The organism is Gryllotalpicola ginsengisoli DSM 22003, from assembly GCF_000419445.1.
GTDB classification, from domain to species: Bacteria; Actinomycetota; Actinomycetes; order Actinomycetales; family Microbacteriaceae; genus Gryllotalpicola; species Gryllotalpicola ginsengisoli.
The window spans coordinates 55,144-68,967 of sequence record NZ_AULK01000001.1 but is presented as its reverse complement, the minus strand read 5'-3'; the positions used below and the strand labels follow the sequence as shown (position 1 = coordinate 68,967).

At 70.6% G+C, this 13,824-nt stretch carries 13 protein-coding genes; 4 read left to right on the top strand and 9 right to left on the bottom strand.

Annotated elements, in window-relative coordinates:
* Window positions 1-3 precede the first annotated feature (3 nt).
* Genes H563_RS0100280 through H563_RS0100270 form a run of 3 tightly spaced genes read right to left on the bottom strand, consistent with a single transcriptional unit; the run spans window position 4 to window position 3,074 of the window.
* Entirely contained in the window at window positions 4-1,389 is a 1,386-nt protein-coding gene (locus H563_RS0100280) for a class II 3-deoxy-7-phosphoheptulonate synthase (RefSeq protein WP_022880625.1), read from the bottom strand.
* An 11-nt stretch (window positions 1,390-1,400) separates the two neighbouring features.
* The gene (locus tag H563_RS0100275; protein WP_022880624.1) at window positions 1,401-2,096 is read right to left on the bottom strand and encodes a lysophospholipid acyltransferase family protein; all 696 of its coding nucleotides are present in this window, start codon (window positions 2,094-2,096) and stop codon (window positions 1,401-1,403) included.
* Between the two features lie 27 nt (window positions 2,097-2,123).
* Window positions 2,124-3,074 (bottom strand): ROK family glucokinase, encoded by a 951-nt coding sequence (locus tag H563_RS0100270; protein ID WP_022880623.1) that lies wholly within the window; start codon window positions 3,072-3,074, stop codon window positions 2,124-2,126.
* Between the two features lie 140 nt (window positions 3,075-3,214).
* Here H563_RS0100270 and H563_RS0100265 point away from each other — a divergent pair, with 140 nt between their 5' ends.
* Complete coding sequence (locus H563_RS0100265; protein ID WP_022880622.1) at window positions 3,215-5,035, top strand: AMP-dependent synthetase/ligase; 1,821 nt, start codon at window positions 3,215-3,217, stop codon at window positions 5,033-5,035.
* On the opposite strand, the gene H563_RS0100260 is transcribed toward H563_RS0100265, so the two are convergent.
* Entirely contained in the window at window positions 5,032-5,523 is a 492-nt protein-coding gene (locus H563_RS0100260) for a peptide deformylase (protein ID WP_022880621.1), read from the bottom strand. The genes H563_RS0100265 and H563_RS0100260 overlap by 4 nt on opposite strands.
* Window positions 5,524-5,573: 50 nt before the next feature.
* Window positions 5,574-8,981 carry a pyruvate carboxylase gene (locus H563_RS0100255; RefSeq protein WP_022880620.1) on the bottom strand — a complete coding sequence of 1,136 codons (3,408 nt, stop codon included), beginning with the start codon at window positions 8,979-8,981 and terminating at the stop codon, window positions 5,574-5,576.
* A gap of 76 nt (window positions 8,982-9,057) precedes the next feature.
* Here H563_RS0100255 and H563_RS14285 point away from each other — a divergent pair, with 76 nt between their 5' ends.
* Window positions 9,058-9,915, top strand: coding sequence for a ParA family protein (locus H563_RS14285; RefSeq protein WP_022880619.1), 858 nt, complete (start codon window positions 9,058-9,060; stop codon window positions 9,913-9,915).
* Between the two features lie 159 nt (window positions 9,916-10,074).
* Here the strand turns inward: H563_RS14285 and H563_RS0100245 are convergent, their stop codons facing one another.
* The 3 genes from H563_RS0100245 to H563_RS0100235 form a co-directional block, all read right to left on the bottom strand.
* A complete protein-coding gene (locus tag H563_RS0100245) occupies window positions 10,075-10,629 on the bottom strand; it encodes a MerR family transcriptional regulator (protein WP_022880618.1) in 555 nt (184 codons plus the stop codon).
* Window positions 10,630-10,776: 147 nt separating this feature from the next.
* Window positions 10,777-11,478 (bottom strand): transcriptional regulator FtsR, encoded by a 702-nt coding sequence (ftsR, locus tag H563_RS0100240; RefSeq protein ID WP_022880617.1) that lies wholly within the window; start codon window positions 11,476-11,478, stop codon window positions 10,777-10,779.
* A complete protein-coding gene (locus H563_RS0100235) occupies window positions 11,478-11,936 on the bottom strand; it encodes an FHA domain-containing protein (protein ID WP_245556800.1) in 459 nt (152 codons plus the stop codon). Before H563_RS0100235 ends, ftsR begins: the two co-directional genes overlap by 1 nt.
* 80 nt (window positions 11,937-12,016) lie before the next feature.
* Between H563_RS0100235 and H563_RS0100230 the strand changes: the two genes are divergently transcribed.
* Both H563_RS0100230 and H563_RS0100225 read left to right on the top strand, forming a co-directional pair.
* Window positions 12,017-12,814 (top strand): DUF1295 domain-containing protein, encoded by a 798-nt coding sequence (locus tag H563_RS0100230; RefSeq protein WP_245556799.1) that lies wholly within the window; start codon window positions 12,017-12,019, stop codon window positions 12,812-12,814.
* Between the two features lie 10 nt (window positions 12,815-12,824).
* Window positions 12,825-13,274: a hypothetical protein gene (locus H563_RS0100225; protein ID WP_022880614.1), complete on the top strand. Its 450-nt coding sequence runs from the start codon at window positions 12,825-12,827 to the stop codon at window positions 13,272-13,274.
* Between the two features lie 3 nt (window positions 13,275-13,277).
* Here the strand turns inward: H563_RS0100225 and H563_RS0100220 are convergent, their stop codons facing one another.
* The gene (locus H563_RS0100220; protein ID WP_022880613.1) at window positions 13,278-13,799 is read right to left on the bottom strand and encodes an NUDIX domain-containing protein; all 522 of its coding nucleotides are present in this window, start codon (window positions 13,797-13,799) and stop codon (window positions 13,278-13,280) included.
* Window positions 13,800-13,824 lie beyond the last annotated feature (25 nt).

Genomic DNA, 13,824 nt, shown 5'->3' with positions numbered 1-13,824 from the left:
GCCTCAGCGGCGCCGCGACGCCGCGGTCAGCTCCTCGGCGACGAGGAACGCGAGCTCGAGCGACTGCATGTGGTTCAGCCGCGGGTCGCACAGCGACTCGTAGCGCGTCGCGAGCGTCGCCTCGTCGATCATCTCGCTGCCGCCGAGGCACTCGGTGACGTCGTCGCCGGTGAGCTCGACGTGGATGCCGCCGGGGTGCGTGCCCGCCGCGCGATGCGCCTCGAAGAACCCCTTCACCTCGTCGACGACGTCGTCGAAGCGGCGGGTCTTGTATCCGGTCGGCGTCGTGATGCCGTTGCCGTGCATGGGGTCGGTCACCCACAGCGGGTTCGCGTCGGACTGCTTGACGGCCTCGAGCAGCGGCGGCAGCGCGTCGCGGATGCGGCCTGCGCCCATGCGGGTGATGAAGGTGAGCCGGCCCGGTTCCCGGTGCGGGTCGAGCTTCTCGATGAGCGCGAAGACCTCGTCGGGCGTCGTCGACGGCCCGAGCTTCACGCCGATCGGGTTGCGCACCCGGGAGAGGAAGTCGACGTGGGCGCCGTCGATGTCGCGGGTGCGCTCGCCGATCCAGAGGAAGTGGCCGGAGACGTCGTAGGGCGTGCCGGTGCGCGAGTCGATGCGCGTCATCGGCCGCTCGTAGTCCATCAGCAGCGCCTCGTGGCTCGCGTAGAACTCGACGCCCCGGATCTCGTCGAAGTTCGCGCCGCAGGCCTCCATGAACTTGATGGCGCGGTCGATCTCGCGCGCCATCCCCTCGTAGCGCGCGTTGGCGGGGTTCTCGGCGAAGCCCTTGTTCCAGCTGTGCACCTGGCGCAGGTCGGCGAAGCCGCCCTGCGTGAAGGCGCGGATCAGGTTCAGCGTCGAGGCGGCAGTGTGGTACCCCTTCACGAGCCGGGCCGGGTCGGCGCGGCGGGACTCGGGGGTGAAGTCGTACCCGTTGACGATGTCGCCCCGGTAGGCCGGCAGCGTCACGCCGCCGCGGGTCTCGGTGTCGCTGGAGCGCGGCTTGGCGAACTGCCCGGCCATGCGGCCCATCTTGATGACGGGCATCGAGGCCCCGTAGGTGAGCACGACGGCCATCTGCAGCACGGTCTTCACCCGGTTGCGGATCTGGTCGGCGGTGGCCCCGGCGAACGTCTCGGCGCAGTCGCCGCCCTGCAGCAGGAACGCCTGCCCGGCGGCGGCCGCCGCGAGCCGCTCGCGCAGCTGGTCGACCTCGCCGGCGAACACCAGCGGCGGCAGCGTCGCCAGCTCATTGCTCGCGGCCTGCGCGGCCTCCGGATCGGGCCACTGGGGCTGCTGCTTGATCGGCAGGGTGCGCCAGTGGTCGAGGCCCGCGAGCACGAAGGGGTCTGGCGCGGCGACGGAGCTCTCGGCGACGGAGGTCATGACCTCCCAGCCTAGCGGTTGAGGCTCGGGCGGGTGGCCTTGACCGTGCTCGCGTACACGTCGTCGTAGCGCTGCCCCGACAGCCGCATCAGCTCGTAGACGATCTCGTCGGTGACCGAGCGCAGGATGAAGCGGTCGCCCTCGAGCCCGGAGAAGCGGGAGAAGTCCAGCGGCTTCCCGACGACGATGCCGACGCGGCGGATGCGCGGCAGCTTCGCCCCCATCGGCATGAGCTGGGTCGTGCCGATCATCGCGACCGGGATCACCGGCACGTTGGCCTCGAGCACCATGCGGGCGATGCCGGTGCGCCCCCGGTAGAGGGTGCCGTCGGGGCTGCGCGTGCCCTCCGGGTAGATGCCGAGCAGATCCCCGTCGGCGAGCACCCGTAGGCCGGCGTTGAGGGACGCCTCCGACGCCTTCCCGCCGGAGCGGTCGATGGGCAGCTGGCCCGTGCCGAGCATGAACAGGCGGGTCGCCCAGCCCTTGAGCCCGCGCCCCGTGAAGTACTCGCTCTTGGCGAGGAACGACACCCGCCGCTCGGTCATCAGCGGCAGGAAGATCGAGTCGAAGAAGGACAGGTGGTTGCTGGCCAGGATCGCCGGTCCCTCCTTCGGGATGTTCTCGGCGCCGATGATCCACGGCCGCCAGATCGCTTTGAGGAGCGGGCCGAGGAACACGTATTTCAGAAGCCAGAAGAAGAGGTTCATCGGATGCCTCGCGCTGATGCCCGCAGCTCAGATCGCGGCCGCGTGCACGCGGGCCAGATCGGCGGCGCCGACGACGCCGGCGTCGTTGACGAGTTCGGCGATGACGAACTCGGGCTCGGGGTGGTAGCCCCGGGCGGGCAGGGTGGAGAGGAACGCCTGGCGGATGGGCGCGAGCAGGCGGTCGCCGACCTGGGCGACGCCGCCGCCGAAGACGAACACCTGCGGGTCGAGGATCGCGTCCAGGCTGGCGCAGGCCTGGCCGAGCCAGTCGCCGAGCTGCCGGAAGGCCTGCAGGGCGCCGGGGTCGTCCTCGAGCGCGAGCGCCGAGATGTCCTTGCCGTGCAGGTGGCCGCCGCTCTTGGAGCGCACGTCCGCCAGGCGCTGGCCGATGCCCCCGGCATCCGCCAGGGTGTTCGCGTACCGCTGCAGCGCGCGACCCGAGCCGTACTGCTCGATGCACCCGTTGGCGCCGCACCCGCAGGGCAGGCCGTTCGGGACGATGCGCATGTGGCCGAGCTCGGCGCCCGCGCCGAACCCGCCGCGGAACAGGGTCGCATCGGAGACCACGGCGCCGCCGACGCCAGTGCCGATGGTGAGCATCACCATGTCGGTGCTGAGCCGGCCGGCGCCGAAGCGGAACTCGGCCCAGCCGGCCGCGTTGGCGTCGTTCTCGATGATGACCGGCACGCCGACGCGCGACTCGAGCGCGGTGCGCAGCGGCTCGTGGCGCCAGGGCACGTTCGGCGTGTAGTAGACGATCGACTGGGTGGCGTCGATGAATCCGGGGGCCGCCACGCCCGCCGCCACGGCGTCGGTGCCGTCGGCGAGCTCGTTGATCATGTCGACGACGATCGACTTGAGGGCGTCGGAGTCGCCGTCGGGCGTCGGCGTGCGCAGCTGCGAGACGATCGTGCCCGACTCGTCGACGAGAGCGCCTGCGATCTTGGTCCCGCCGATGTCGATCCCGATCGCGTGCACGCGCTCACGCCTTTCTGTTGGGTGATGAAACTCGGTGTCAGCGCTTCGGCGGACAACGCCGCCCGGACACACCGTCTAAAGTGTATGCAGCCAGACACTCGCCTGCCATTTGGCGGGCGTTCGGTACCGAAGGAGCTACCGTGCGCGAATCCGCGATTCCTGCCCTCGTCCCCGCCGACCCCGAGGCGAACACCACCGACCTGCTCATCGAGCGGGTCCGGCAGACGCCGGACAAGGTGCTGTTCGGCATTCCGGAGGGCGACGGCTGGCGCGACGTGACCGCCGCCGAGTTCCTCGAGCAGGTCACGGCGCTCGCGAAGGGCTTCGTCGCCGCGGGCGTCCAGCCGGGCGACAAGGTGGGCATCATGAGCCGCACCCGGTACGAGTGGGTGCTCGTCGACTTCGCGATGTGGTTCGCCGGCGGCGTGCTCGTGCCGGTGTACGAGACCAGCTCGCCGAGCCAGGTGCTGTGGAACCTCACCGACTCGGGGGCGATGTCGGTGATCCTCGAGTCGCGCACCCACTACGCGGCGTTCGACGAGGTCGCCGGCGAGCTGCCGAACATCCGCAACGTGTGGAAGATCGACCTCGGCGACCTCGACGAGCTCGCCGAGTCGGGCGCCGACGTGCCGGACGAGGAGATCGAGCGGCGCCGCCGCATCGCCAAGGGATCCGACGTCGCGACCCTCATCTACTCCTCGGGCACGATGGGCAAGCCGAAGGGCGTCGTGCTCACCCACTCGAACTTCGTCGAGCTGAGCCGCAACGCCGCCCGCGCGCTCGACTACGTGCTCGAGGACGACGCCTCGACCGTGCTTTTCATCACCATCGCGCACGTGTTCGCGCGCTTCATCTCGGTCGTCTCGGTGCACGCCGGCGTCCGGGTCGGCCACCAGGCCGACACGAAGCTGCTGATGGAGTCGCTGCAGTCCTTCCGGCCCACCTTCCTGCTGATGGTGCCGCGGGTGTTCGAGAAGGTCTACAACACCGCCGAGCAGATCGCGGAGTCGGGCGGCAAGGGGCGCATCTTCCGGGCGGCGGCCGACACCGCCGTGCAGTACTCCGAGGCGAAGGCGAAGGGCAAGGTCGGTCTCGGTCTGAACCTCAAGTTCAAGCTGTTCGACGCACTGGTGTTCCGCACCCTCAAAGCGAAGATGGGCGGCCGGGTGAAGTACGCGGTCTCCGGCTCCGCTCCCCTCTCCACGCGCCTCGGCCACTTCTTCAACGCCCTGGGCGTCGAGATCCTCGAGGGCTACGGCCTCACCGAGACGACGGCACCGGTGTCGGTCAACCTGCCCGGCCGGTACAAGATCGGAACCGTCGGCCCCGCGCTGCCCGGCAATGCGATCCGCATCGCCGACGACGGCGAGATCGAGATCAAGGGCGTGTGCGTGTTCCGCGAGTACTGGCGCAACCCCGAGCTCACCCAGGAGGCGTTCGACGACGGCTGGTTCAGGACCGGCGACCTCGGCTCGCTCGATGACGACGGATACCTCTCCATCACGGGCCGGAAGAAGGAGATCATCGTCACCGCGGGCGGCAAGAACGTGGCGCCGGCCGTGCTCGAGGACCGGGCCCGCTCCAACCCGCTGATCGACCAGATCGTAGTCGTCGGCGACCAGCGGCCGTTCATCGGGGCGCTGGTCACCCTCGACACCGAGATGCTGCCGGTGTGGCTGAAGAACAACGGACAGGACGAGAACCTGAGCCTGGCCGAGGCCGCGCAGAACGAGGCCGTGCTGGCCGAAGTGCAGAAGGCCATCGATCACGCCAACGAGGCCGTGTCGCGGGCAGAGTCGATCCGCAAGTTCACCATCCTGCCCACCCAGTTCACCGAGGCGAGCGGGCACTTGACGCCCAAGCTGTCGATCAAGCGCAATGTGATCGTGAAGGACTTCGCCGCGGAGATCGACGCGCTCTACGAGGGTGTCCCCACCCGGCAGATGTCACTGCAGGGCTAGAACCAGTCGGATTCCCGGATCTGCTTCATCGCCTCGCGCCGCGCCGGCTTCTCGAGGCGGTCGAGGTAGAGCAGTCCGTCGAGGTGGTCGGTCTCGTGCTGCAGGGCCTGCGCCAGGGTGCCCTCGCCCTGCACCTCGAGCTCGTTCCCGTCGACGTCGAAGCCGACGGCCCGGGCCCACGGATGCCGGGGCGTGTCGAACCAGAGGCCGGGCACGCTCAGGCATCCCTCGCCCGTCGGCTGCTTCTCGCCGCGCACCTCGACGACGCGCGGGTTGATCAGGTAGCCGATCTTCCCGTCCACGTTGTAGCTGAACACCCGCAGCGTCGACCCGATCTGGTTGGCCGCGACGCCCGCGCGGCCGGGTAGCTGCACCGAGTCGAGCAGGTCCTTCACGAGGGCACGGACGCCTTCGTCGAAGTCGACGACGGGATCGCACACGGTCTTCAGCACGGGGTCGCCGAACAGGCGGATGGGGCGCACGGTCACCGAAAAAGCCTATCGGCCGCGGGCTGCGGCGCCTTCGCAGCGGCGCCTTCTCAGAGCGGCGCGATGACGACGAGCAGGTCGCCCGCGTCCACCTGCTGCGTCGCCGGCACGGCCAGCCGCTCGACCACGCCCGCGACCGGCGCCGTGATGGCGGCCTCCATCTTCATCGCCTCGATGGAGGCGACGGTCTGGCCGGCGCGCACGGCCTCGCCCGGGGAGACCCGCTGCGACACCACCCCGGAGAACGGGGCGGCGACGTGCCCCGGCTTGGAGGGATCCGCTTTCTCGGCCGCGGCGGTGGCCACGTCGATGTGCCGGTCGCGCACGAAGACCGGGCGCAGCGACCCGTTCAGCTTCGCCATCACCGTGCGCATGCCCTTGGCGTCGGCGTCGCCGATCGCCTCGAGACCGACGTAGAGCTGCACGCCGGGCGCCACGTCGACGCGGTGCTCCTGGCCGGGGACGAGGCCGTACAGGTAGTCGGAGGTGTCGACGACGGACAGGTCGCCGAACAGCTCCCGGATCTCCTCGAACTGGCGGGTCGGGCCGGGGAACAGCAGCCGGTTCAGGGTCTGCTGCCGGGCGCGTCCGGGCTCGGCGAGCAGGGCGCGGTCGGCGTCGCCGACCGGCTTCACGCCGACGTGCACCTCGCGCCCGGCGAGCACCTTGCTGCGGAACGGCTCCGGCCAGCCGTGCGGCAGCTCGCCGAGCTCGCCGGCCATGAACGAGATCACGGAGTCGGGGATGTCGTAGTTCTGCGGGTTGGCCTCGAAGTCGGCCGGGTCGGCGTGCGCGGCGGCGAGCTGCAGGGCGAGGTCGCCGACCACCTTCGACGACGGCGTGACCTTCGGGATGCGCCCCAGGATGCGGTCGGCCGCCGCGTACATGTCCTCGATCAGCTCGAAGTCGTCGGCGAGCCCGAGCGCGATGGCCTGCTGACGCAGATTGGAGAGCTGGCCGCCGGGGATCTCGTGCCGGTACACGCGGCCGGTCGGCGCGGGGAGCCCCGACTCGAATGGCGCGTACAGCCCGCGCACGGCCGCCCAGTACGGCTCGAGCGCGGCGACGTTCTCGAAGTCGAGCTCCGTCTCGCGCTCGGTGTGGGCGAGGGCGGCGACGAGCGCGCTCGCCGACGGCTGGCTCGTGGTTCCCGACATGGGGGCGGATGCGACGTCCACGGCGTCCGCTCCCGCGCGGGCGGCCGCGAGCAGCGTCGCCAGCTGGCCGCCCGCCGTGTCGTGGGTGTGCACGTGCACGGGCAGTTCGAACTCGGAGCGCAGGGCGGCGACGAGCTTCTCGGCCGCGGCGGGCCGCAGCAGCCCGGCCATGTCCTTGACGGCGAGGATGTGCGCGCCGGCGCCGACCACTCGCTCCGCCAGGCGCAGGTAGTAGTCGAGGGTGTAGAAGTCCTCGGCCGGGTCGGCCAGGTCTCCGGTGTAGCAGAGGACGCCCTCGGCGACCGCGGTGCCGGTCGCCAGCACGGCCTCGATGGCGGGTCGCATCTGCTCCACGTCGTTCAGCGCGTCGAACACCCGGAACACGTCGACCCCGGTGTCCACGGCCTCCTGCACGAAGGCATCCGTCACCTCGGTCGGGTACGGCGTGTAGCCGACCGTGTTGCGCCCGCGCAGCAGCATCTGGATCGCGATGTTCGGCAGGGCCTCGCGCAGCGCGGCCAGCCGCTCCCACGGGTCTTCGCCGAGGAACCGCAGAGCCACGTCGTAGGTCGCGCCGCCCCACGCCTCGACCGAGAACAGGCCGGGGGTCAGCCGGGCGACGTGCGGGGCGACCGCGAGCAGGTCCTTCGTGCGCACCCGGGTCGCCAGCAGGCTCTGGTGGGCGTCGCGGAACGTGGTGTCGGTGACCGCGAGGGCGGTCTGCGCCCGCAGCGCCGCCGCGAACGCGGCCGGCCCGAGCTCGAGCAGCCGCTGCCGGGAGCCATCCGGCGCGGGCGCCTCCAGATCGACCGCGGGCAGCTTCAGGGCCGGCTCGATGAGGCCGGCCGGGCGCTCGCCGTGCGGCCGGTTGACCGTCACATCGGCCAGCCAGTTCAGGATCTTCGTGCCGCGGTCCTGCGAGGACCGGGCGCGCAGCAGCCCCGGGCGGCGCTCGATGAAGTCGGTGGCGATGTCGCCCGCGATGAACTCCGGCTCGTCGACCAGGGCCTGCAGGAACGGGATGTTCGTGGCGACGCCGCGGATGCGGAACTCGGCCAGGGCCCGCCGGGCCCGGCTGACGGCCATGGGGAAGGTGCGGCCGCGGCAGGTGAGCTTCACGAGCATCGAGTCGAAGTGCGGGCTCACCTCGCTGCCGGTTCCCATCGACCCGCCGTCGAGACGGATGCCTCCTCCGCCGGGCGACCGGTAGGTGGTGATCGTGCCCGTGTCGGGCCGGAAGCCCGCCGTGGGATCCTCGGTCGTGATGCGGCACTGCAGCGCGAAGCCGTTCACGTGCAGGGTGTCCTGCGCGAGTCCGAGCTGGGCGAGCGTCTCCCCGGCCGCGATGCGCAGCTGCGCCTGCACCAGGTCGACGTCGGTGACCTCCTCGGTGACGGTGTGCTCCACCTGGATGCGCGGGTTCATCTCGATGAAGACGTGCTGGCCGGCGCGCTCGCCCGCGGCCTCGACCAGGAATTCGACGGTGCCCGCGTTGACGTATCCGATCGACTTCGCGAACGCGACGGCGTCGCGGTAGAGGGCCTGCCGCACGTTGTCGTCCAGCTTCGGCGCCGGGGCGATCTCGACCACCTTCTGGTGCCGGCGCTGCACCGAGCAGTCGCGCTCGAAGAGGTGCAGCGTCTCCCCCGTCTGGTCGGCGAGGATCTGCACCTCGATGTGCCGGGGCTTCAGCACCGCCTGTTCCAGGAACATCGTCGGGTCGCCGAAGGCGCTGTCGGCCTCGCGCATCGCCTCTTCGAGCGCCGGCCGCAGCTCGGCCGCGCTGTTCACCCGGCGCATGCCGCGGCCCCCGCCGCCGGCGACGGCCTTGGCGAAGATCGGGAAGCCCACCTGGTCGGCCGCGGCGACCAGCTCGTCGAGGTCGCGCGACGGCGGGGTGGAGCGCAGCACCGGCACGCCGGCGGCGATCGCGTGCTCTTTGGCGGTCACCTTGTTGCCCGCCATCTCGAGCACTTCCTTGGGCGGCCCGATGAAGGCGATGCCGGCCTGGCGCGCCGCCTCCGCGAGCTCGGGGTTCTCGGAGAGGAAGCCGTAGCCCGGGTAGATGGCGTCGGCGCCCGACAGCCGGGCCACGCGGATGATCTCCGACACGTCGAGGTAGGCACGCACCGCACGGCCCGGCGTGCCGATCTGGTAGGCCTCATCCGCCTTCATGCGGTGCAGCGAATTGCGGTCTTCGTAGGCGAAGACGGCCACGGTCCTGGCCCCGAGTTCGTAAGCGGCGCGGAAGGCACGGATGGCGATCTCACCGCGGTTGGCGACCAGGATCTTGCGGAACAAACGGGCCTCCCGACGAGCCTTGCCGACTCAGCGAATGGTTAGGTTCCACAAGACTACTGACGGTAAGTTTCTGCACGTGCATGTTCTCAGCGTCAGTTCCCTCAAGGGTGGTGTCGGCAAGACCACGGTGACGTTGGGTCTCGCCTCTGCCGCTTTCGCCAAGGGCCTGCGCACGCTGGTGATCGACCTCGACCCGCAATCCGACGTGTCGACCGGCATGGACATCTCGGTAGCCGGCCATCTCAATGTCGCCGACGTGCTGGCCAGCCCCAAGGAGAAGATCGTGCGTGCCGCTCTCGCGCCGAGCGGCTGGATCCGGGGCCGCCCGGGCAAGGTCGACGTGATGATCGGCTCCCCGTCGGCGATCAACTTCGACGGCCCGCATCCGTCGGTCAAGGACCTGTGGAAGCTCGAGGACGCGCTGGTGCACCTCGAGGACGAGTACGACCTCACGCTCGTCGACTGCGCACCCAGCCTGAACGCCCTCACCCGCACCGCCTGGGCCGCCTCCGACCGCGTGGCCGTCGTGACGGAGCCCGGCCTGTTCTCGGTCGCGGCGGCCGACCGCGCGTTGCGCGCAGTGGAGGAGATCCGGCGCGGTCTCGCCCCCCGCCTGCAGCCCCTCGGCATCATCGTCAACCGCGCCCGCATGCAGTCGCTCGAGCACCAGTTCCGCATCAAGGAGCTGCGCGACATGTTCGGCCCGCTCGTGCTCTCACCCCAGCTGCCCGAGCGCACCTCGCTGCAGCAGGCGCAGGGGGCGGCGAAGCCGCTGCACGTCTGGCCGGGCGAGAGCGCCCAGGAGATGGCGCACAACTTCGACCTGCTGCTGGAGCGCGTGCTGCGCACCGCGAAGATCGGCGAGTACGCGACGCAAGGCGCCGGCACGCCGTCGGTCGCCGAAGCGGCGCCGCACCAGAGCATCGAAGGATAGCCCTTCGAGACGCGCCTTCGGCGCTCCTCAGGGACCACCCTTCGAGACGCGCCTTCGGCGCTCCTCAGGGACCACCCTTCGAGACGCGCCTGACGGCGCTCCTCAGGGACCACCCTTCGAGACGCGCCTTCGGCGCTCCTCAGGAACGAGCCCCTCAGGTCAGGAGACCTGCTTGCGGCGGGCGCGCCGTGCGGCGAGTTCGTCCTGCGGATCGCCGGCGCCGTCGCTCGGATCGATCTCGACGAGGCTCGCCTCGACCTCGCGCAGCACGCGGCCGACGGCGATGCCGAAGACGCCCTGCCCCTGGCTGACCAGGTCGATCACCTCGTCGTTGGAGGTGCACAGGTAGACCGAGGCGCCGTCGCTCATCAGGGTCGTCTCGGCGAGGTCGGTGACGCCCGACTCTCGCAGCTGGTTCACCGCGACGCGGATCTGCTGCAGCGAGATGCCCGTGTCGAGCAGCCGCTTGACGAGCTTGAGCACGAGGATGTCGCGGAACCCGTAGAGACGCTGCGAGCCCGAGCCGGAGGCGCCGCGCACCGTCGGCTCGACGAGCCCCGTGCGCGCCCAGTAGTCCAGCTGGCGATAGCTGATGCCGGCAGCCCGCGCCGCGACCGCACCCTTGTAACCCACCTCGTCGGCCATGTCGGGCAGGCCGTCGGTGAAGAGGTACTGCAGGTCGAGGCGCCCCTCGGGGCCAACGGCTTCGCTCATGCGCGTACCTTCCATCTGTTTCGGTGCCGGTGCGATCGGCGCAGGTTCCACGGTACCCACGGCCGGCGAGACCGGCAATCACATCCGTGTAGTCCGGGGCGGCGTGTCGTGACTTTCACCCTCAGGTTGAAGGTGAGGGCCGGGCCGCTACGGCAGCAGCCGGTCGAGGCCGGCCCGCAGCATGTTCGCGCGCACGATGTCGAGCTGACGCGAGATGTCCTGCGCCGTGTCGGCCGCCTTGGCGCGGCTCGAGGCGTCGCGGCGCCGGGCGATCGGGGCGATCGCCGACTCGATCAGCCCGAGCTCGCGCTCGACCGCGGCGCGTACCGTGCGCAGGTGCCGCGGCTCGATGCCGCGCTGCTGCAGGTCGACCAGGGCGCGCAGCACCTGCAGCGCGTCCTCGCCGTAGACATCGGATGCCTGGATGAGCGATGCGCTCACCGCATCCGTCAGCAGCTGAGTGCTCGCGCCCGCCTCGCGCAGCAGGTCGTCCCTCGTGTACTTGCGGCTCGTGGCGAGCATCGACGGGCGCGCGGGCGCGACCTTGCCGCCCGGCAGCATGGGGCTGAGGCCGGCGTCGAGGTCGGCGAGGTGGTCGCGGATGACCTTGAGCGGCAGGTAGTGGTCGCGCTGCATGGTGAGCACGAGCTGCACCCGCTCGAGGTCTTTCGGGGAGAACTTGCGGTACCCCGACGGGGTGCGACTCGGCGAGACGAGGCCCTGCTCTTCGAGGAAGCGCAGCTTGGACGGCGTGAGATCGGGGAAATCCGGGGTGAGCTTCGCCAGCACCTGCCCGATCGACAGCAGAACGGGCCCGGCGTCCTTCGCCTGGGCGGTGGACCGCGCCACTACTTCTTGCCCAGGTCGGCCCGCGACGCGTAGAACGTGAAGCGGTACTTTCCGATCTGGACCTCGGCCCCGTCGACCAGCAGCGCCGACTCGATGCGCACGCCGTCGTAGTAGGTGCCGTTCAACGACCCGAGGTCGCGCACTTCGAAGAGCGTGCCGTGCCGCGTGAACTCCGCGTGCCGGCGGCTGACGGTGACGTCGTCGAGGAAGACGTCGGCGTCGGGGTGCCGGCCGGCGACGGTCACGTCGGCGTCGAGCAGGAATCGTGCGCCGGTGTTCGGCCCGCGGCGGACGATCAGCAGCGCGGAGCCGGACGGCAGAGCATTGATGGCCTCGAGCTCGTCGGCGGTCACGCCGGAGCCGTCGACGTTCATGGCCTGGGCGAATTCCTCGCCGAAGCGCGCCGTCGTCGCCTCATTGGCTCTCGCCGGCTGGCGCAGCGGGTTCTCGTCGGCCACCATCGTCCTCCTTCAGCTGTCAAGCGTATCGGATCGGCCACGCCGAGGAACGGGGTGCACGGCTGTTTACAATGCCCACTGTGCCCCCTCTTCACGTGGATCTTCTGATCCTCGTCGGCGTGTGCGCCCTGACCTGGGGGTTGTCCCTCGTGACACGGGAGTACTCCTGGGTGGATCGCATCTGGTCGATCGTTCCGGTCGTCTACGTCTGGGTGTTCGCCGCGGCGCTGGGATTGCGCGACGCCCGCCTCGACGCGATGGCCGTGCTCGTGACTCTATGGGGCGCGCGGCTGACCTTCAACTTCGCCCGCAAGGGCGGCTACGCGCGCGGGGGCGAGGACTACCGCTGGGCGGTGCTCCGGCAGCGGATGCCGGGGTGGGCGTTCGCCGTCTTCAACCTGTTCTTCATCACGATCTACCAGAACGTGCTGCTGCTGCTCATCGCGCTTCCGGCGTACACCGCGTGGCGGCATCCGTCGCCCCTGAACGCGCTCGACGTGCTGCTGATCGTCGTGTTCCTCGCGTGCCTCGTCGGCGAGACCGTCGCCGACGAGCAGCAGTGGCGCTTCCAGCAGCGGAAGAAGGCCGAGCTCGAGGCCGGGCGCGAGCCGGAGGCGCGGTTCGTGCAGACGGGCCTGTTCCGCTACAGCAGGCACCCCAACTACTTCTTCGAGCAGGCGCAGTGGTGGGTGCTGTTCCTGATCGGATGCGTCGCCGCGGGCTCGCTCTGGCAGTGGACGGTGCTCGGGCCGCTGCTGCTGACCCTGCTGTTCGTCGGATCGACCCGCTTCACCGAGCAGATCTCCCTCGCCCGCTACCCGGAGTACGCCGAGTACCGTCGGCGCGTGCGCTCGCCGCTCGTGCCGTGGCGGGGTTAGCGTGACACGCATGTCGTGCATCCGGTTCAACACCCCTGCCCAGCGCGAGCAGATGCGCCGGCTCGCCCCCAGCATGCTGACACCGGAGGAGGTGGCGGCGATGCACCCCGCTCCCCCGGTGACGGAGAGCAAGATCCGCCGGCTGCGGCTGCTGGCGAAGGACGCGAACCCGAAGATCCGCGAGGCGGTGGCCTCGAGCTACAACACGCCGCCCGACCTGTTCGAGCAGCTCGCGAAGGATCCGGACGCCGGCGTGCGCGGATGCGTGGCCCGCAACGAGGCGACGCCGTGCGACGTGCTGCGCGCCCTCGTGGACGACGAGGACGAGCAGGTGCGCAGCTTCCTCGCCGTGAACTACTACGTGCCCGAGGATGCCATGGAGCGCCTGCGCGACGACCCGAGCGACCAGGTGCGCGCGCTCGTCAAGTGGAAGACCGGGCTCGCCCTGCAGGACGCCTGAGGTTCACCCGAGCAGAGCCTCGATGCGCGGCCTGAGCTCGGTCCAGGACGCCGCGAAGCCCGGGTGCAGCGGCAGCGTCTCGACCTCGGCGAAGGGCACCCAGCGCACCTCGATGCTCTCGGCGTCGCCGAGCACCGGAGTGAACGGCTTGCCCACGTGGCCGACGACGGTCGTGTAGCTCCACCAGCCGAGATCCCACACCGATTCGAAGTCGAGCTGCACCTCGGCAGCCGGCACGCCCGCCTCCTCGTGCGCCTCGCGCACGGCGGCGTCGCTCGCGCTCTCGCCCTCGTGCCGGGCGCCGCCCGGGATGCCCCAGGTGCCGCCGAAGTGGCTGTAGGCGGCGCGGTGCTGCAACAGCACGCCGACCGCACGCTGGAACAGCAGCAGCCCCGCGGCGCCGTGCGTGCCCCAGAACCGGCGGCCGTCGGGCCCCTCGACCCACCCGTCGCCGCTGCCGAGCGTGCGGCGCGGCAGCGGTGCGCTGTCGTCGGCGTGCGCCGAGAGGGGGAACTCCTCGCCCATGATCCCCACCCTATGGCCGCGGGTG

Excerpts from the sequence above, each read along its gene's own strand:
- H563_RS0100280 (WP_022880625.1), bottom strand. The coding sequence starts at position 1,389 with ATGACCTCCGTCGCCGAGAGCTCCGTCGCCGCGCCAGACCCCTTCGTG.
- H563_RS0100275 (WP_022880624.1), bottom strand. The coding sequence starts at position 2,096 with ATGAACCTCTTCTTCTGGCTTCTGAAATACGTGTTCCTCGGCCCGCTC.
- H563_RS0100245 (WP_022880618.1), bottom strand. The coding sequence starts at position 10,629 with ATGAGCGAAGCCGTTGGCCCCGAGGGGCGCCTCGACCTGCAGTACCTC.
- H563_RS0100225 (WP_022880614.1), top strand. The coding sequence starts at position 12,825 with ATGTCGTGCATCCGGTTCAACACCCCTGCCCAGCGCGAGCAGATGCGC.
- H563_RS0100220 (WP_022880613.1), bottom strand. The coding sequence starts at position 13,799 with ATGGGCGAGGAGTTCCCCCTCTCGGCGCACGCCGACGACAGCGCACCG.